A 16,586-nucleotide genomic window follows, 5' to 3' on the forward strand; every position below is an offset into this window, starting at 1 on the left:
TGCCCGGGCCAAAATGCTACCAAGGCCCGGAGCACTGCGTAGGGAGGGTTCGATGCCGCTCGAGATCAAGAAGACCGTGCAACAGATGGTCGACGAGGCGAACAGCCAGATCGAGACCATGTCGCTCGCCGACGCCATGAAGGCGCACGGCCAGTCGGGCGTCACCTTCATCGACATCCGCGATCCGCGCGAGCTGTGGCGTGACGGCACGATTCCCGGCGCCATCAACGTGACACGCGGCATGCTGGAAATGTGGATCGATCCCAAGAGCCCCTACGCCAAGGACTATTTCCAGACCGGCAACAAGTTTGTCTTCTTCTGTGCAGGCGCCTGGCGCTCGGCGCTGGCGACCAAGACGGCCCAGGATATGGGCCTGACGCCGGTGGCGCATTTCGAAGGCGGCTTCGGCGCCTGGAAGAAGGCCGGCGGCGCGGTCGAGACAGTCGAACAGAAGAAGTAAGCCCCAAAGGCAGGAGAGGGACGGAGATGAGCCCCGACCAGCATGTGCTGCCGGAACCGATCGTGCCGCAGCCTGCGGTCGAGGACATTCCGAACTTCGTTTCCATCCCGCACCTGATCGCGAGTCACGCCGCCGCCCATCCCGACAAGGCGGCGGTCAAATGCGACGGCGTGGTGCGGAGCTGGGCAGCCTTCGACAAGCGCCTGAACAAGATCGCCCGGCGGCTTTCGGAGATGGGCCTGGGGCGCGGCGACAAGGTCGCCGTGCTGGCCGCCAACTCCATCGAATATCTCGAGACGTTCATGGGCGCCTTGCGCGTCGGTGTGTGCGTCGTGCCGCTTTCGACCATGGCGGCCGCCGATGCGCTCGAGAAGATGCTCGACGACTGCGATGCCAAGGTCCTGTTCCTGTCGGACCAGTATCGTGCACTGGTCGAGCCCTACGAGGATCGGCTTACCAAGCTCGTGCCGGGCGGCCGCATTGCCTACGACTTTGCGCGAGCAGGCTGGCAGGGCTTCGAGGCCTGGCTGTCGCCTGCGAGCGACGCGCCGTTTGCGGTCGAGCTTCAGCCGCTGGACGATTTCAACATCATCTACAGCTCGGGCACGACCGGACTGCCCAAGGGCATCCTCCATTCGCATGCGCTGCGTAGCCAGCTTCCCGTCCGTTTCACGGCCTTCGACTATGGCCTCGAGACGATCTCGCTGGTTTCCACGCCGCTCTACTCCAACACAACGCTGGTTTCGCTGCTGGCCACAGTCGGTGTCGGTGGCACGACGATCCTGATGCGCAAGTCGGACGTGGTGAAGTTCCTCGAACTTGCCCAGGCTGAGAAGGTAACGCATGCCATGCTGGTGCCGGTGCAGTACCAGCGCATCCTGGCCCATCCCGATTTCGACAAGTACGACCTCAGTGCGTTCAAGACCAAGATGTCGACCAGCGCACCCCTGCGTGCACAGGTGAAGGCTGATGCGCTGAAGCGTTGGCCGGGCCGGCTGATCGAGATCTATGGCCTGACCGAAGGCGGCGGAAGCTGCATGCTCGAAGCCAACCTCCATCCCGACAAGCTCCATACCGTCGGCAAGCCAGGTTTCGGCGTCGAACTGAAGATCCTCGATGAGCAGGGCAACGAGCTGCCCCAGGGCGAGGTCGGCGAAATCGTCGGCCGGGCCGAGATGATGATGAAGGGCTACTACAAGCAGGACGCCAAGACCCGCGAGCTCTTCTGGTACGACAAGGATGGGCGGCTGTTCTTCAAGTCCGGCGATATGGGCAAGATCGACGAGGACGGTTTCGTCGTGCTGCTCGATCGCAAGAAGGACATGATCATTTCCGGTGGCTTCAACGTCTATGCCGCCGACATCGAAGTGCTGTTGTTGAAACACCCCGACATCGTCGACACCGCGGTGATTGGCGTGCCGAGTGACCAGTGGGGCGAATCGGCAATGGCGCTCTGTGTTCGACGTGACAGCTCGACCGTATCGGAAGAAGCCGTGCGCGAATGGGCGAACGGCCAACTCAGCAAGACGCAACGATTGGTCGCTGTGGAGTTCCGGGACTCGCTTCCGCGCAGCACCATCGGCAAGATCATGAAGCGAGAGTTGCGGGCGCCTTATTGGGAAGGCCGGGCCGCCAAGATCTGAGGGTTTGCATGACTGAACCGACACTGCGTTCCATTCATCTCTTTACGCTGACCCTGCAGGTCGATCCGAATGTGACGGACGTCGGCGAGACGCCTTATGGCCGCCGGCGCATCGCCACGGTGACGGGCGGGACCTTCGAGGGTGAGGAGCTGAGGGGAACGGTACTACCGGCTCCGGGCGGGGACTGGCTGCTGCTGCGCCGCGACGGCATCCTTCAGCTCGATGTGCGGCTCACGCTCAAGACCGACGACGGTCATCTCGTCTACATGAGCTACCGCGGCATGCGACACGGTCCGGCGTGGGTGATCGAGCAGCTCAACAAGGGCGAGAAGGTCGATCCCAGCCAGTACTATTTCCGCACGACGCCGTGGTTCGAGACCTCGTCGGAGAAGTACCGCTTCCTCAATCGTATCGTCTGCGTCGCCACCGGCCGCCGCGAACCAGCAGGGCCCGTCTACGACGTCTTCCATATCCTGTAGTTTATCGAGGCGTCCGTGCTCGACCTTCCCACACTGGCGCTCTTTGCGATGGCGTGCCTGGTCCTGACGGCGACGCCCGGCCCGGACATGCTGCTCATTGCGTCGCGGAGCATGAGCCAGGGCAGGGCATCGGGCTTCGCCACGCTCGCCGGCATTCAGGCGGGCACTTACTGTCATGCGCTGGCTGCGGCGCTCGGCCTGTCGCAGCTCTTTCTCGTGGTGCCGGTAGCCTACGACGTCGTGCGCTACGCTGGCGCGGCTTACCTGCTCTATCTGGCGTGGAAGACTTTCAGGTCGACGGGCGAGACGTTCAGGCCGGACGGCGGATTGCGTGCCTATCCGGTCGGCGCGGCGTTCCGGCAAGGGCTGTTCACCAACCTGCTCAATCCGAAGATGGCACTGTTCGTCCTGGCTCTGTTTCCGCAGTTCGTCCGCCCGGAGGCGGGCTCGGTGGCCGTGCAGATCATGCTGCTGGCCACGGTGCTCAATCTGATCGGCATTGTGGTCAACGGCGCCGTCATCCTGGCGGCGAGCCGCCTGCGCGGGATCTTTGCTGGAACGGGCCGCCTGCGCCGGTTGCCGCAGTATCTGCTGGGCACAGTCTTCGCAGGCCTTGCTGTCAGGCTGGTTTGGGACGATCGGCGCTGAGGCTGCGCACCGCTTCCTCGACGGAATGAAAGACGTGATCGGCGCCCAGGGCGTCGAGCAGGCCGCTGCGCTGAGCCGCCGACGTGGCGCGGCTGGACTCGAGGCGGGCCAGCGCCACATCGATTCCATTGCTCCGCAGCCGCGCGATCTTGTCGATGAATGACTCGGCGCCCGTGTAATCGATCAGGGTGACGCCGTTCGCCTCAATCACGACGAGCCGTACGCCCTTAGCTTCCGCCAGCGCCTTGTCGAGCTGGCCGTGAATATACTCGGCGTTGATGAAGGTGATCGGCGCGGCGGGGGCAAATACCAGCACGCCCGGAATGCTCTCGCTCGCTTCTCGGCTCGTCGGCGGCCACCATATCGTCGTGCCCTTCAGCCGTTCCAGACGGGTGGAGAGGGGGCGGGCCAGCAGATAAGTGTTGTGCAGGAGAGAGAGCACGATTGCCAGGCCGACACCGAGCTGGATGGGCAGGAGGACGACCAGCAGGATCGAAGCGGCGACCAGAACGATCTCGCCGGCGCTCTTGCGGGTGATCCTGATCATGTCGCCCAGGCGGAAGATGCGGAGCGCGATGTAGACCAGTACGGCATCGAGCGCGGCCCGCGGCACGTAGGCCGCCGCCGCTCCGGCCGTCGCGGCCAGCAAGGCGATGACGGCGACGGCAAGCAACTGCGCCGCTTGTGAGCGTCCACCCGCCTCGACCACGACGGCGGTGCTTGGCGGACTGGCATTGACGGCAAAGGCCCCGGTGACGCCCGCGATCAGGCTCCCGGCGCCGACTCCGACGAAATCGCGGCTGACATCGTCGGCGACGCCCTTTGTCGAGGGAAAGGACCGCGCGACTGCCGCGGTCTGCATCATGCAGACGAGAGCGACCGTGCCCGCCAGCGGCAGAAGCCCGATCACATCGCCCGGTCCGACAATGGGAAAGGAGATCGTCGGCGCTATCGCCGACAGGGCTCCCAGCGTCTCCACGCCGCGCTCGGTCAATCGGAAATGCCAAGTTGCCAGGCCTGCAAGGGCGAGGCCGAGCAGGGCACCGGGAATTCGAGGGCCAAGCCAATGGGCGCCGATGGTCATCGCCAGGACCGCGATCCCGATCGTCGTGGCGTAAAGGTTGGCCTCCGGGATCCGCTGAAGGACGTCGACGAGCCGTATCAGCAGATGCTCCTCGGGATTGGGAGCCGGGACACCGAGGATCGCGGGTAATTGCCCGACGACAATGTGAATGGCGATGCCCGCCAGGAAGCCGGTGGTCACGGGCACGGAAAGCAGGTCGGCCAGCCAGCCTGCCTTCAGACTTCCGGCAATCACCAGGATCGCTCCGACCAGCAAGGCAAGCATCGCTGCGAGCTGGATGTGACGTGACGGATCGCTGACCGCCATGGCCGCAATGACGCCGGCGAAGATCGGCGCGATGGTCGAGTCAGCGCCCGCCGAGATGAAGCGATTGCCGCCGAAGGCCGCAAAGGCAATCGAGCCCGCGGCGAATGCGATCAAACCGGCCTCTGCAGGCATTCCAGCAAGGCGGGCTGTTGCCAATTGCCCCGGCAGCGCGATTGCCACCAGCATCAGTCCTGCCATGGCGTCGCTCAGCAGCCACGACCGCCGATAACCCCGCAGCGACGCGAAGGGCCAGGCGCTCATGGTGGTTAGCCGCGGTCTTGCGTGGCGATCTTGTCCAGTACCGGCAGAATGTATTCGCGGAACTTTGCCGGATTCTCGCTCATCGGGAAGTGGCCGAGCTCCTTCATAATCTGGACCTCGACGCCCTTGATGTGCGAGGCGGTGCGCAGCGTGTCTTCGGCGGTGCAGGAGAAATCGTACTCGCCGGTCAGCAGGTAAAGCGGGCAGACCTTGGTGTCGATCACCTTCACCTTCTCGCGCAGGTCGCCGTCGACCCGGTAGAAATAGAGATCGCCTTTGAAGATGCCGGGGCCGCCCTGCATGTACATCCAAAGCGTTTCGTGACGGTTGACCGGCGGGCTTTGCGGGGCGATCAGTCCCGAGATCAACGCCGCACAGACCTCGCCGCCATGCACGTCCGGCCGGTGCAGCCATGCCGTGTCATACCAGGGCTGCTGGAAGTCGGCTGCCTCCAGGGCGATCAGGGCGCGGAACTCCGCCGCATGCGCGATCGCGAGGTTGAGGACGATGCGGCCGCCGATCGAGCAGCCCATGACGACCGGCCTGTCGAGCTCCATGGTTTGGCAGAAAGCGCGGATGGCGGCGGTGTAGGACGCGGTCGTCAAGCGATACTCGCTCTTCTCCCAGCCATCGGGTGGCGTCGACTTGCCATGCCAGGGCATGTCGAACGCCAGCACCCGAAAGCGCTTCGTCACTTGCGGATCGGCGAGCAGATGGCGGAACTGCCGGTTGTCCGCGCCGGCGGTGTGCAGGCAGACGAGGGGGATGCCGTTCGCCGGGCCTGCCTCCTCGAAGTAGAGGCGATGGGGAACGCAATCGATCTCGAGCCGAAGGTAGCGGCCGATCATCGGGTCGAGTGCTGGGGGCATGCTCAGTTTACTCCCGGCAACCAGCGCGGCAGCGCCAGCAGATTTTTGATTTCTTGTATCTCGCGCACATCGTCCGCCGTTGGATTATGCCGGAGCTGTAGCCGACCCTAGTTTGAAGACCATAGAACGGGTTTTCTGGAAAATTTCGAGCCGCCAGATGTGGCTCGCGCTTTACGCTTCTCCTTCGGCCTCTACAGCTTCCTCAGCGCCCGACACGAAGAAATGATGCTTCGAGTCTGCCGCGAGATACCCCTGTAGTGCCACCCGCGCGTCTGCAATCTTCGTGTAATAGTCGCGGAACGGCTGGGAGACCTGTGCCGCACGCTTGGCATCGGGAGCGACAGGTATAGAAATCTCTAGGTAGCGCTTTCCAACGTCTTCCCGGTTCGTCTGCATGAATACTACCCGCCGCCACTGATCGCGAACAATCTTCAACGTCATTGCCCAGAGCAAGTAGAACGCGTCGAACTTGGCCTCCGGGCCCGGGCGCAGGACTATGACTTCCCTTGTCATCATGACTCTTTCCTGGCCCGGCATCAGCACGCAGAAGTCACCGATGTTCTTTGATGTTCGCTCGGGGCAGACCAAGTCGAAGGCCTGCAAGCCGGAGGTCGGTCCACGCCAAAAATGCTCCGCAATTGCGCGGGGGACACGGTTGGTGGGATTGATGTTCACATGCCCAGCCCGGAGGTCCGACACCTTGATGTACGGTACATCGCCGATACGTTGCTCCTGCGAAGGCGAGCCGTGGCCACCTCGAATCGTTATGTATCCATCCTTTTCGAGATCGTGAAGGGTGCTGGCAGAGAATCCAGATAGCTCGGGGTCGGCGACAAGCGTGCTGTTGAAGTGATCATCGAAGCGATGATCGTAGTACGCCGGTACGGCGCAGCTGACATTGACCTTCTCCGATGGCACAAAGCTCAGCGTGTCGGGAAGGCCGGTATTGCTCTTTGGCACCGCCTTCAACTTTGAGAGCGCCTGCATATCCTCCAGTAGACGGTCGTTGATCGCGTCTACCATTGCCCCCGTGTCGGGGTCTTTGATCTGCACTCGCTGGCCGGTCGCTGCGTCCACCTTTTTGAGAAGCCGCCCACCCTTGGTGAGGCCGCAGGTCGGCGCAGTCGATACCATTATGAAGTCATCGGAAAACCACTTGGGCTTGTATACGGCCATGGTGGATTACTCCTCTGCACTCTTTGCGGTTGGTGGCGGCAGCTTCTCGAAGATGTAAAAGTTAGTCTTGGCGCGGCAAAATTCTTCGAACGCTTCCATCGGAATGTTCATCATGCCGCGTAGCTTTAGACGGCTCGCCAACCAATCGGAGAGCCAGCGGTACTTCTTGCTGAAGAAGTACGTCTCCGGCAGGACGATGCCGACGCGACCGCCTGGTACAAGGAGGCGATAGCATAGCTCCAAGAAAACAAGTCCAATCTCAAGATCGACGTAGTGCGTGGGCCCCTTCATTGCGGCTGCATTTGCTATCGTATAGCCCGCAGCCTTGCAGTCAGACGCTTTGACTTTCAACTCTTCGCCAAAGGGGGGATTGGTCACCACCACCGTAAACTGCTCGTGGATAAAGGGTGCGGCGCTTGTTCCAAGTTCGTCGCGCAGCTTGGTGTACTTCGTTGACCAGTCGTTGGCGCGAATTGAATCGCCAAGCAGTGCGTGCGTTGAGCCGTCGCGCATCGCGACCATCATTGCGCGTGTCAGCTTGATGCCGATGTCGTCCTTGTCGACACCGTAGAGGCTGTCATTGGCCCATTTGATTAGATTCCAAGCCTCCTCCGGTTTGGGAAACTCTTTCGACGCAACCTGACGCAGTGCCTCGATCAGGAATCCGCCCGTGCCACATGCCGGGTCAATCACCTTGTCTGACGAGGTGATATCCAACGCCATGATGGCGGGCCGCACGACGCGCAACGGGGTGAGATACTGTCCTTCACCGCTCTTCAGTGCAGTAGTCCGAAAGATTTGGAATGCCTTGGCGAGTAGGTCAATTTCATCACCCAAGATGCGATATGGCCAAAGCTCTGACACAACCGAATACACGGTGCTGTCGCTCAGTAGGAGGACATCGCGATCGTGGGGAAGAAAGATTCGTGTTCGCTGCTTCGTAAAGTAGTCTTTGAACAGCTCGCGAATCTTCGCGACAGTTCGTGGCATACGGTCCGCGTCCCCGCCATACAGGCGGAAACTGACTGGCTCGTCTTGATGGGCAGACCGACTAAAGACCGCATCGCTCTCGAGCTTAACCAGCATAAGGTGAAGCAGCTCGCGAAGCTGATCCTCGCGTCGCGTTACGACTGGATCTGCGATAACGACGGTAGCCACGATCCGCCGCAGGACGGCGGATAGCTCCGCTTCGCTTGGTACCTTTAGTGTCTTCCATGTCGGCGGCTTGGCCGGGGCCTGAGTCAGATCGTCTCCAGGATTCGGCAGGGGGGCCCCGGTGACCTCGACCCATTCGGATGAGTGGCACTTGTATATTGCGAGCGTCTGGCTGCCATTGGTCCAGAAGCCCATCTTCACCAACGGTTCGCTGCTCAAGTAACGAATGAGCTGCGCCTTACCGGCGTCAATGTCCGGTGCTTTGAACTCGAAGATGATTTGCAATGCATGAGGTTCGCCACTGGTATCGGCGAACGCGACGAGATCGGCAGTACCACAAGTGTCGTATTTTTGGCCTCGCTCCCGTTTGGTCAGGTCATGGGGCGCATGAGGGACCGGCCATTCGGGCTTCCAGCGCAGTTGACCCTCATGCCACCCCAACTGAAGCAGCCGCTTGATAGTGGCCTGCCGAACGCTCTCTTCCGGTTTCAACGGGCTTTCGCCCTTAGTTGCGCCGTCCATAGAATGCCCCTCTCGTTGGAGTATATATAAAAAACGGGCTGCCCTTTTTCAATGCCAAGTGGCCTATTTTGTTCGGTTGGCCATCACGAAACCATATATTGTGGAGATGCCTAAAGTTCGCCGTAGATTTGGGAAACTCGGAATTTTTCAGTCCGCACGCTCAGGCACTCGGCGGCGCCGGTCGTTCGCTGATTCCCTCCTACCGGGTAGGTCATCGGCTCAGCCGGCGAATGCCTCGCGTTCGTCGGGCGACGGGTTACGCTCGCGGCTGACGAAGGTGGCCCACTGCGGGCCAATTGTGGTGCTTACGGGGTGCGAACGCGCGCCGGCATGAGCGTCGTTATCATACTGAAATTATTGTACTTTTCGCGGTAACGCGAGGAGGTCCTTGAAGTATTGCAGGTTCTGCAGCAGCGGCCGCAGGTCGCCGTCGAACGAGGCGGCGCCTCGCTTGGTGAGGGCGAAGAGATCGTGCCAGCCCGGCGCGGGAACCGTCTCCCAATGCTTTTGCCAGGCCTCGTCGGTGCCGCGCACCGTGAACGTCATGGACCGCATCAGCTGCGGTCCGCGGTCGAGCGCGACGAGGGCGCCGTCGCTCAGAGAAAGGTGAAAGGGCTCATTGCCGATATCGACCCGGCATTCGACGGTGAGCCATCGGCCGCGACGACGGAGATCGTCGTCGGCGGAAAGAAGGTCGGGAAGACGAGCGAAGCGATCCGCAGGTGTCATCCCTGCAGAATGTACTCGATCGTCGATCCGCCGGAAGCCTCGAAAGCCGCCTTAGACGACGCGGTCGGCCTTGAGCTTGGCAATAGCGTCTGCCTCGTAGCCCAGCTCCTGCAGGATCTGGTCCGTGTGTTCGCCGAGCTTGGGCGCACGGCGGCGGATGCTAAGCGGCGTGCGCGAGAGCTTGACCGGCTCCTGCAGCACGGGCACCGGCTTGGCCGCGCCGGGATACTCCATCGGATACAGGAACTTCGCTTCCTGCACGTGCTTGTCGTCGAGCGCCTGCTGCGGCGAGTAGACGGGGCCTGCGGGAATGCGGCTGGCTTCGAGGGCCACCAGCGCTTCGGCGACAGTGCGAGCGTCGCACCACTTCTGCATGATCTCCGACAGCGCCTCGCCATTGTCGCCGCGCGCCAGATCATCCTTGAAGCGCGGATCCTTGGCGAGGTTCTCGTCGCCCATCAGCTTGCACCAGCGCACGAACAGCGGCTGGCCGATCGTCATGGCGTAGATCCAACCGTCCTTGCACTTGAACGTGTCGGAGGGACCGGCCGTGAAGCCGCGGTTGAGCGTGGCGATACGGTTGAGGTTGAGCATCGCCTGCTCGATCAGATGGCTGTTGGTGATGTTGATGGCCGTGCGCAGCAGCGCCGTCTCGACCTTCTGGCCCTTGCCGCTCTTGGCGCGGTCGAGAAGTGCCGCCAGCACGCCCACGGTGTTGAGCAGCGCCGTGCCGAAATCGATGACCGGGGCGTTCACGCGGGTCGGCACCTCGCCGTCGCCGGAGAGGTACATGGCACCCGACATCGCCTGGCCGATCGTGTCGAAGCCGACGCGCGTGGCGTAGGGGCCTTCCGAGCCGAAGGTCGAGGTCGTGGCGAGAATGATCTTGGGGTTGATGGCGGAGATGGTCTCGTAGTCGATGCCCATCTTCTGCAGGTCTTCGTAGGGCAGATTGGCGATCACCACGTCCGAGGCGGCGACCAGTTTCTTCACGATCTCGCGGCCCGCGGGCTTCATGGGATTGAGCGTGAGGCCGAGCTTGTTGCGGCCCATCTGGAGGAACATGGCGCCTTCGCCACCTTCGGCCACCGGGGTCACCCAGCGATCCTCGCTGCCTTCGAGTTTCTCGATGCGGATCACCTCGGCGCCGAGGTCTCCCAGCATCGTGCCGCAGAACGGACCTGCGATGTAACGGCCGAAATCGAGTACGCGAATGCCTTCCAGAACCCCAGCCATAATATGTCTCTGCCTCCGCCCTTGGTTACCCTGCGGCCGCGTCTCCTGCCGGCCGATTGCGACGGACCATTAGCAGAGCCAGCAGCACTGTGGGAACGAGCAAGGCTGCCGCGAGTAGCTCCATCTGTGCATTGCTGAGCGGCATGATTCCGCCACCGGGCGTGGCCAGGACCAGGCCACCGATGATGAAGAGCACGCGCAAGGGCCATTCGAGCGCGCCTGTGCTCCGCAGATCGCCGACGCCGGCCTGGTAGCCCTGGATGCCACCGCAGATGAACACGATGCCGATCCCCGCCGTGATCGTCAGGTAGCCCGCCTCGAGCCAGGGAGTGGGATCGCCAGGCGCTGCACCCTGCAGGACGAGCGCAGGATTGAGCACGAAGAAGAAGGGGATGAAGTAGATGATGCTTCCCACCCACATCGATTCCCAAGCCGTCTTCATGGCCGGCGCACCCGCGATCCCGGCGGCTGCGAAGGAGGCGATGGCGACCGGCGGCGTGATCGACGACAGCATACCCCAGTAGAAGATGAACATATGCACGGCCATCTTGTTGAGGCCGAGCTTCTCCAGTGCCGGGCCGACCAGGATGGCGAGGAAGATGTAGCAAGCGGTGGTCGTGAGCCCCAGTCCGAGGATCATGCTGGTGATGGCGCACATCACCAGCAGCAGCAGCGCGTTGTTGCCGGCCAGACTGAGGAGGTCGTTAGCCAGTGAAGCGATGACGCCGGTCAGCGAGAAGGCGCCGATCAGCAGGCCGCAGCCCGCCAGAATGCCGATCAGTTCAACGAATGTCCGGCCGTTCACCTCCAGGAAGGTGACGTACCGGCTGAAGCCCCAGCGCTTTTCGCCCCAGATCTCGTTGAGCACCACCAGCACCATCATGCCGCCGAGCAGCGGCAGGAGAATGGCGTTCAGCCAGGCGTCGATGGCGGTTTCCGGCGTGGCAGCGAGCGCCTTGGCGTAGTGCTCGCCCATCATCGCGAATACGACCGTCGCGGCCACGGCCAAAATCAGATTGATGGTGTTGGCGATCCGCCACTTGCCCGGTTGGGTCCACTGGTTGAGCACCAGAAGGAGTGCGGTGGCATAGAACGGCGCGTGGCTCTCGCGCTTGAAGTAAAGCAGCATGACGACCAGCAGGCCGACGACGAAGACGTAGTACCAACCTTCCTTGATCGCATCCCACGCATTGGGAAGCTCGCTCTTGTCCAGGCCCTTGAGACCGCGCCTCGCCGCGTACGAATCGACCTGGAAATAAAGACCGATATAGAACAGCGCCGTCGGAATGACCGCCGCCAACGCAACTTCGGCGTAGGTGGTTCCCATGAACTGGGCCATGACGAAAGCAGTGGCGCCCAGCAACGGCGGCGACAGCACGGCACCGGTCGAGGCGCACGCTTCGATGGCGCCGGCATAGCTCGGCGTGAAGCCTGTGCGCTTCATCGTGGGAATGGTCATGGTGCCGGCCGTCAGGACGTTGCTGACGATGCTTCCCGACATCATGCCGAGCAGGCCCGACGCCACGATGCATACTTTGGCGGCGCCTCCGCGCAGAGTGCCGCAAATGGCGAAAGACAGGTTGATGAAGAACTTGCCGGCGCCGGTCACCATCAGCGCCGTGCCGAACACCAGGAAGCCGATCACGGTGTCGGCGAACGCCTGAACGGGAATCCCGAGCAGGCTTTCGGTCGACAACATGTGATAGGCGGTGGTCTGGTCGAGCGTCGACTGGTTACCCTTGAGCGGTCCCAGCCACCATGCCCCTGCGAACATCGGATAGACGGTGAACGGGAAGACACTCAGCAGCAGGCCCCAACCACCGGTGCGGCGCAGTGCCTCCATCAGCACCGCCCACATGAAGAAGCCGGTCCAGATGATCGACTGCGGCGGGTCGCCAAACTCCCAACCGAGTTCGGCTGCCTTGCGGACGTTCAGCATCAGGTAGAACGATGCCGCCGCTGTGCCCAGGAACAGCACGACGTCGTACCAGGCAATACGATCGAGAGATGCCCTGGAGCTGCCGGGGAAGATCACGAACGTGAAAGGCAGCATGCAGAGGATCAGGAGGTAGAAATACTCCGTGTTGAGTGGCGTGAAGCCTACGAAGAAGCGCAACGCGAACTGCTGGTTGATGCAGAGGAAGATCGTAATCGCCGTCAGGACGACCAGAGCCCATCGCCATACGCCGACCAGGGGGCGGACCCGCATCGTCTCGGCTTCAGTCGGGGCCGCCTGATGCGGGTCGTCGAAAACGACCCGCGTCACCTGATCGGTCATGAAATGCTTTCCTTATTCGTCGAACCCTACGGGCTGGCCGGCCTTCGTGAGTGCCGTCCGCCGAGTCTCCATCCAGCCCTTGCGGAAGGCTTCCTTGTCGTCGGGCGGATTGGTTTTGAGATAGGCCGCCCAGGCCTCGGCCAGGACCTTCTGGCGGGCGATCAGCGTGTCGTTGTTCTTCTGTCCCTCGTCGGTCCAGACGCCGGCTTCCTTCAGGGCGCGGACGGCGCCCGGATGGTAGGGCACAATCCACTTCTGGTTCTGGCGCTTGGCTTCGAGGCCGTCGACGCCGACTACGGAGTCCTTGTAGGAATCGTAGTTCACGATCATCGCCTTGGTCAGCGCATGCACCAGATCGGCGGGTTGCGAGGCGTAGGCCATGAAGATCGGGTAGGGATAGACCGCCACCTCGATGGTCTCGCCCTTGGCATAGCCGGCGCCACAGGTCGATTTGTGCGGATAGAAGTAGGGCGCAAGCTTCTGCAGGCGCTCCCATCCCGCCGTATCGGAGGCGGGCATTGCCGGCCACATGATGCCGCGCGGCGAATTCTCGGCTTCCTTGGCCTGACCGGAGATGGTCGACGCGAAGACGATATCGACTTCGTTGTTCACCAGGCCCTTCATCATCGCGCCGTAACTCGAATATTCGACGGGCTTCACGTCGGCCTTCGTGAGACCGCCGAAGGCGATCAGGCCGAGCAGGCTCTGGTTGACGGCGGGCGAGCCGACCACCCAGCCCATGCGCCTGCCCTTGAGATCTTTGACCTGGGTGACGCCGAGATCCCTGGCGATGGCCAAAGCCTGGCCGCTGCAGGTCGTCGCCGACAACAGGAGTTGCAGGCTTTGCGGCCCCCATTCCTTGGTGGCGAACTCGAGCACGCCTTCCTGCGCATAGTAGACGCCGACGCCCATGGCAGAGGCCTGCGCCCGGCCAGCACGCAACGGGCCCAGCCGGGCCACATCGTTACCGGCAGGCAGTATCCGCAGGTCGGTACCGTACTTGTTCTTCAGCATCTGGCCGACGGCCACTGCCTGATTGAAGGCATTGGAGCCGGTCTCGTAAGCCGTCATCGTAAGTGTTCCGGGGAGCTTGGCGTCCTGCGCCACTGCACTGCCGACACACGCCATCGCCACTGCCGCCACTACGGCAGCGCCACGGAACCCATACGCCATCACTCTCAACTCCCGGACTACTGTTCGAAAATCACATCCATGCCAGCTTTCTGAAGTGCAGCCGCGCGCGCCTTCATCCAGCCTTCGAGAAAAGCCTTGTCGTCGGACGGGCCGTTGGCCGAATAGGCCTTCCAGGCATCCATCATGACCTGCTGACGCTTCACCAGATTATCGTTGTGCTTCTGCGCGGCATCGGTCCAGACGCCTTTCTCCTTGAAGGCGCGGATGGTGCCGTCGTGATAGGGCACGACCCAGGTCAGGTTCTGCAACGACAGCGCCATGCCTTCGGCACCGGGTGCACCGGTCTTGTAGTCGTCGTAGGTGTCGATCATCGCCTTGGTGATCGCGTAGATCGTGTCGGCCGGCCGATCTGCATAGGTCATGAAGATCGGATAGGCGTAACTTGCCATCGTGACGGGTGTCTGCGGCGACGGACCGCCGACGCCGCACGTCGCCTTGTGGGCGACGAAGTAGGGCGCCTTCTTGTGAACGCGCGCCCATCCTGCCTTGTCATCGGCCGGCATGGCCGGGAAGATCACGCCACGCGGCGAGGAATCGGCCTCCTTCGACTGACCGGAGATCGTCGACGAGAGGGCGATATCGGCTTCGTTGTTGATGAAGCCTTTCCACATCGCATTGTTAGACGAAAACTGGACGAGCGTGACGTCCTTCTCGGTGAGGTTGCCGAAGGCGAGCAGGGCGATTGCCCCCTGCGTTAGCGCCGGCGAGCCGACAACGACGCCGAGCCGCTTGCCCTTGAGATCCTTGATTTCCTTTGCGCCAGTATCCTTGGCGACGGCGAGGCTGAGGCCATTGCAGGCCGTGGCGGCCATCAACAGCCGGCTGGCTTGCGGGCCCCAGCTTTTGGCGCCGAACTCGAAGACGCCTTCCTGGGCGAAGTAGGTGCCGATTCCCATCTGCGAGATGATGGCGCGGTTGGCTTTGACAGGGGCGAGGCGGCCCGTGTCGTTGCCCGAGGGCAGCACGCGGACGTCGGTTCCTAGTTTCTGTTTGAACTGCTGGCCGATGGCGACAGCGATATTGAAGCCCGAAGAGCCTGTATCATAGGCGGTCCAGGACATTTCCTTGGGTAATGCCTGGCTAAACGCCGGACTGGAGATGAGCAGCGCCAATGCGGCGCCCGTAACGACGGTGCGACGGTTCATGATTTTTCCTCCCTGTGTCGCACCTTGTTTCCGGCGTCGATCACCCGAGCATGTTGCCAACTCGGGGGGAGGTGTTCAATCGAAGAAGGTGTTGGGCTTCAGGAAGATTGCAAGCATGAGGCAGCCTTCGTCCGTCCAGGCATCGTGACGGCTGCCGGCGCGACGCCAGACATAGTTGCCGGCACGGCAGACACCGGCATGATCGGCGAAGGAGCCTTCGAGCACAAAAGTCTGTTCGATGGCGACATGTTCATGTTTTGGAAGGCGCGTGCCTGGCGCCCAACGCATCAGCACGGTCGACAGGCCGGTCTCTTTGTTCTCCATCAGGACCTTGGAGTCGATCCCGGCAAAGCGCGTCGGCTGCCATGGCACGTCCGCGACATCGACATAAGTCGAGTCGGGGACGGTCGCACCTTCCGCGCGGGTGGTCACGCAGCGGCCCTCTGGCGGCCGCGCGCCTTGGCGGCCTTGAGCGTGCCGCCGCGCATGACATGACCGGGCAGGGGACGACCAACGACGTCCTCGGCGATCTTGGCGACCTCGATCAGCTTCTCGACATCGAGGCCGGTGTCGACACCCATCTCCTCGCACATGTAGGCGAAGTCCTCGGTGCAGATATTGCCGACGGCGCCGTCGGTTGCGGCGAAGGGGCAGCCGCCCAGGCCGGCGATCGAGGCATCGAACTTAGTGACGCCGAGGCGCAGGCCCGCATAGGCCGCGGCCATGCCAGTGCCGCGCGTGTCGTGGAGATGGAGGGCGATTTCGAGTTCCGGCCACTTGCTGCGGATGGCACCGATCAGGCGTTCGACGGATTGTGGCGTTGCCCAGCCCATCGCGTCGGTGAGCTTGATGCCCTTGAGCTTGAAGCCCGCCAGTTCGGCCTCGTCGAGGGCGAGCTGGACACGCTGCAGGATCAGGTCGGACGAAAGCTCGCCCTCGTAGTTGCAGCCGAAGGCGCCGAGGATGATGCCCCATTCGACGGGCATGCCGCGGTCCTTGAAGGTCTTGAGCGACATACGCTGCTCGACCATCGCGTCGGGAACCGATTTGCCGATGTTCTTCAGCGAGAAGGTGTCGGAGGCCGTGACCCTGACGCCGCCGTCAACATGCAGCGGCCCACGCAGCGCCCGCTCCAGGCCCTGCTGATTCAGCCACAGGGCGGCGTACTGCACGCCGGGCTTCTGCCGGATCGCCGTCGCCACTTCTTCGGCGTCGGCCATGGTCGGTACACGCTTTGGATTGACGTAGGAGACGCAGGCGATGCGTTTGAGACCTGCGTCCGCCAGTGCCTCGATGAGGCGGACCTTGTCGGCGACCGGGATCGCCTTCTTCTCCGACTGGAAGCCCTCGCGAGGGCCTTCCTCGTCGATCGACACTCGCTTGGGCAGGTCGGACATCTAC

15 protein-coding genes are annotated in these 16,586 nt (G+C 62.5%); 4 read left to right on the plus strand and 11 right to left on the minus strand.

Annotated elements, in window-relative coordinates:
* Positions 1-52 precede the first annotated feature (52 nt).
* From EPO50_RS10600 to EPO50_RS10615, 4 genes are read left to right on the plus strand one after another with little or no spacing between them, the layout of a single operon-like run.
* Positions 53-460: a rhodanese-like domain-containing protein gene (locus tag EPO50_RS10600; protein ID WP_296343709.1), complete on the plus strand. Its 408-nt coding sequence runs from the start codon at positions 53-55 to the stop codon at positions 458-460.
* Positions 461-486: 26 nt separating this feature from the next.
* Complete coding sequence (locus tag EPO50_RS10605) at positions 487-2,103, plus strand: class I adenylate-forming enzyme family protein (protein ID WP_296343711.1); 1,617 nt, start codon at positions 487-489, stop codon at positions 2,101-2,103.
* A gap of 8 nt (positions 2,104-2,111) precedes the next feature.
* Entirely contained in the window at positions 2,112-2,582 is a 471-nt protein-coding gene (locus tag EPO50_RS10610; RefSeq protein ID WP_296343713.1) for a DUF3237 domain-containing protein, read from the plus strand.
* 15 nt (positions 2,583-2,597) lie between these two features.
* Complete coding sequence (locus tag EPO50_RS10615; protein WP_296343714.1) at positions 2,598-3,230, plus strand: LysE family translocator; 633 nt, start codon at positions 2,598-2,600, stop codon at positions 3,228-3,230.
* Here EPO50_RS10615 and EPO50_RS10620 read toward each other — a convergent pair.
* The 11 genes from EPO50_RS10620 to EPO50_RS10670 all read right to left on the minus strand — a co-directional run bounded on the left by EPO50_RS10620 (position 3,202) and on the right by EPO50_RS10670 (position 16,582).
* A complete protein-coding gene (locus tag EPO50_RS10620; RefSeq protein WP_296343716.1) occupies positions 3,202-4,881 on the minus strand; it encodes a SulP family inorganic anion transporter in 1,680 nt (559 codons plus the stop codon). The two genes, EPO50_RS10615 and EPO50_RS10620, sit on opposite strands and share 29 nt — an antisense overlap.
* 5 nt (positions 4,882-4,886) lie before the next feature.
* Positions 4,887-5,750: an alpha/beta hydrolase gene (locus EPO50_RS10625; protein ID WP_296343719.1), complete on the minus strand. Its 864-nt coding sequence runs from the start codon at positions 5,748-5,750 to the stop codon at positions 4,887-4,889.
* A 171-nt stretch (positions 5,751-5,921) separates the two neighbouring features.
* Positions 5,922-6,926 (minus strand): hypothetical protein, encoded by a 1,005-nt coding sequence (locus tag EPO50_RS10630; RefSeq protein ID WP_296343721.1) that lies wholly within the window; start codon positions 6,924-6,926, stop codon positions 5,922-5,924.
* A 6-nt stretch (positions 6,927-6,932) separates the two neighbouring features.
* On the minus strand, positions 6,933-8,603 hold the full coding sequence (locus tag EPO50_RS10635; RefSeq protein WP_296343723.1) for an N-6 DNA methylase: 1,671 nt from the start codon (positions 8,601-8,603) through the stop codon (positions 6,933-6,935).
* Between the two features lie 354 nt (positions 8,604-8,957).
* Positions 8,958-9,332: a hypothetical protein gene (locus EPO50_RS10640; protein ID WP_296343726.1), complete on the minus strand. Its 375-nt coding sequence runs from the start codon at positions 9,330-9,332 to the stop codon at positions 8,958-8,960.
* Between the two features lie 51 nt (positions 9,333-9,383).
* Positions 9,384-10,568, minus strand: a complete 1,185-nt coding sequence (locus EPO50_RS10645) for a CaiB/BaiF CoA-transferase family protein (protein ID WP_296343728.1) — start codon at positions 10,566-10,568, stop codon at positions 9,384-9,386.
* A gap of 25 nt (positions 10,569-10,593) precedes the next feature.
* On the minus strand, positions 10,594-12,846 hold the full coding sequence (locus EPO50_RS10650) for a TRAP transporter permease (protein WP_296343730.1): 2,253 nt from the start codon (positions 12,844-12,846) through the stop codon (positions 10,594-10,596).
* 12 nt (positions 12,847-12,858) lie between these two features.
* On the minus strand, positions 12,859-14,019 hold the full coding sequence (locus EPO50_RS10655) for a TAXI family TRAP transporter solute-binding subunit (protein ID WP_296343731.1): 1,161 nt from the start codon (positions 14,017-14,019) through the stop codon (positions 12,859-12,861).
* Between the two features lie 17 nt (positions 14,020-14,036).
* Positions 14,037-15,185, minus strand: a complete 1,149-nt coding sequence (locus tag EPO50_RS10660; protein ID WP_296343733.1) for a TAXI family TRAP transporter solute-binding subunit — start codon at positions 15,183-15,185, stop codon at positions 14,037-14,039.
* A gap of 75 nt (positions 15,186-15,260) precedes the next feature.
* Entirely contained in the window at positions 15,261-15,617 is a 357-nt protein-coding gene (locus EPO50_RS10665) for a cupin domain-containing protein (RefSeq protein WP_296343734.1), read from the minus strand.
* A complete protein-coding gene (locus EPO50_RS10670) occupies positions 15,614-16,582 on the minus strand; it encodes a hydroxymethylglutaryl-CoA lyase (RefSeq protein ID WP_296343736.1) in 969 nt (322 codons plus the stop codon). The genes EPO50_RS10665 and EPO50_RS10670 overlap by 4 nt, the downstream gene beginning before the upstream one ends.
* Positions 16,583-16,586 lie beyond the last annotated feature (4 nt).

Origin of the sequence: Reyranella sp., assembly GCF_004297405.1 — a bacterium.
In the GTDB taxonomy this organism is placed as follows: Bacteria; Pseudomonadota; Alphaproteobacteria; order Reyranellales; family Reyranellaceae; genus Reyranella.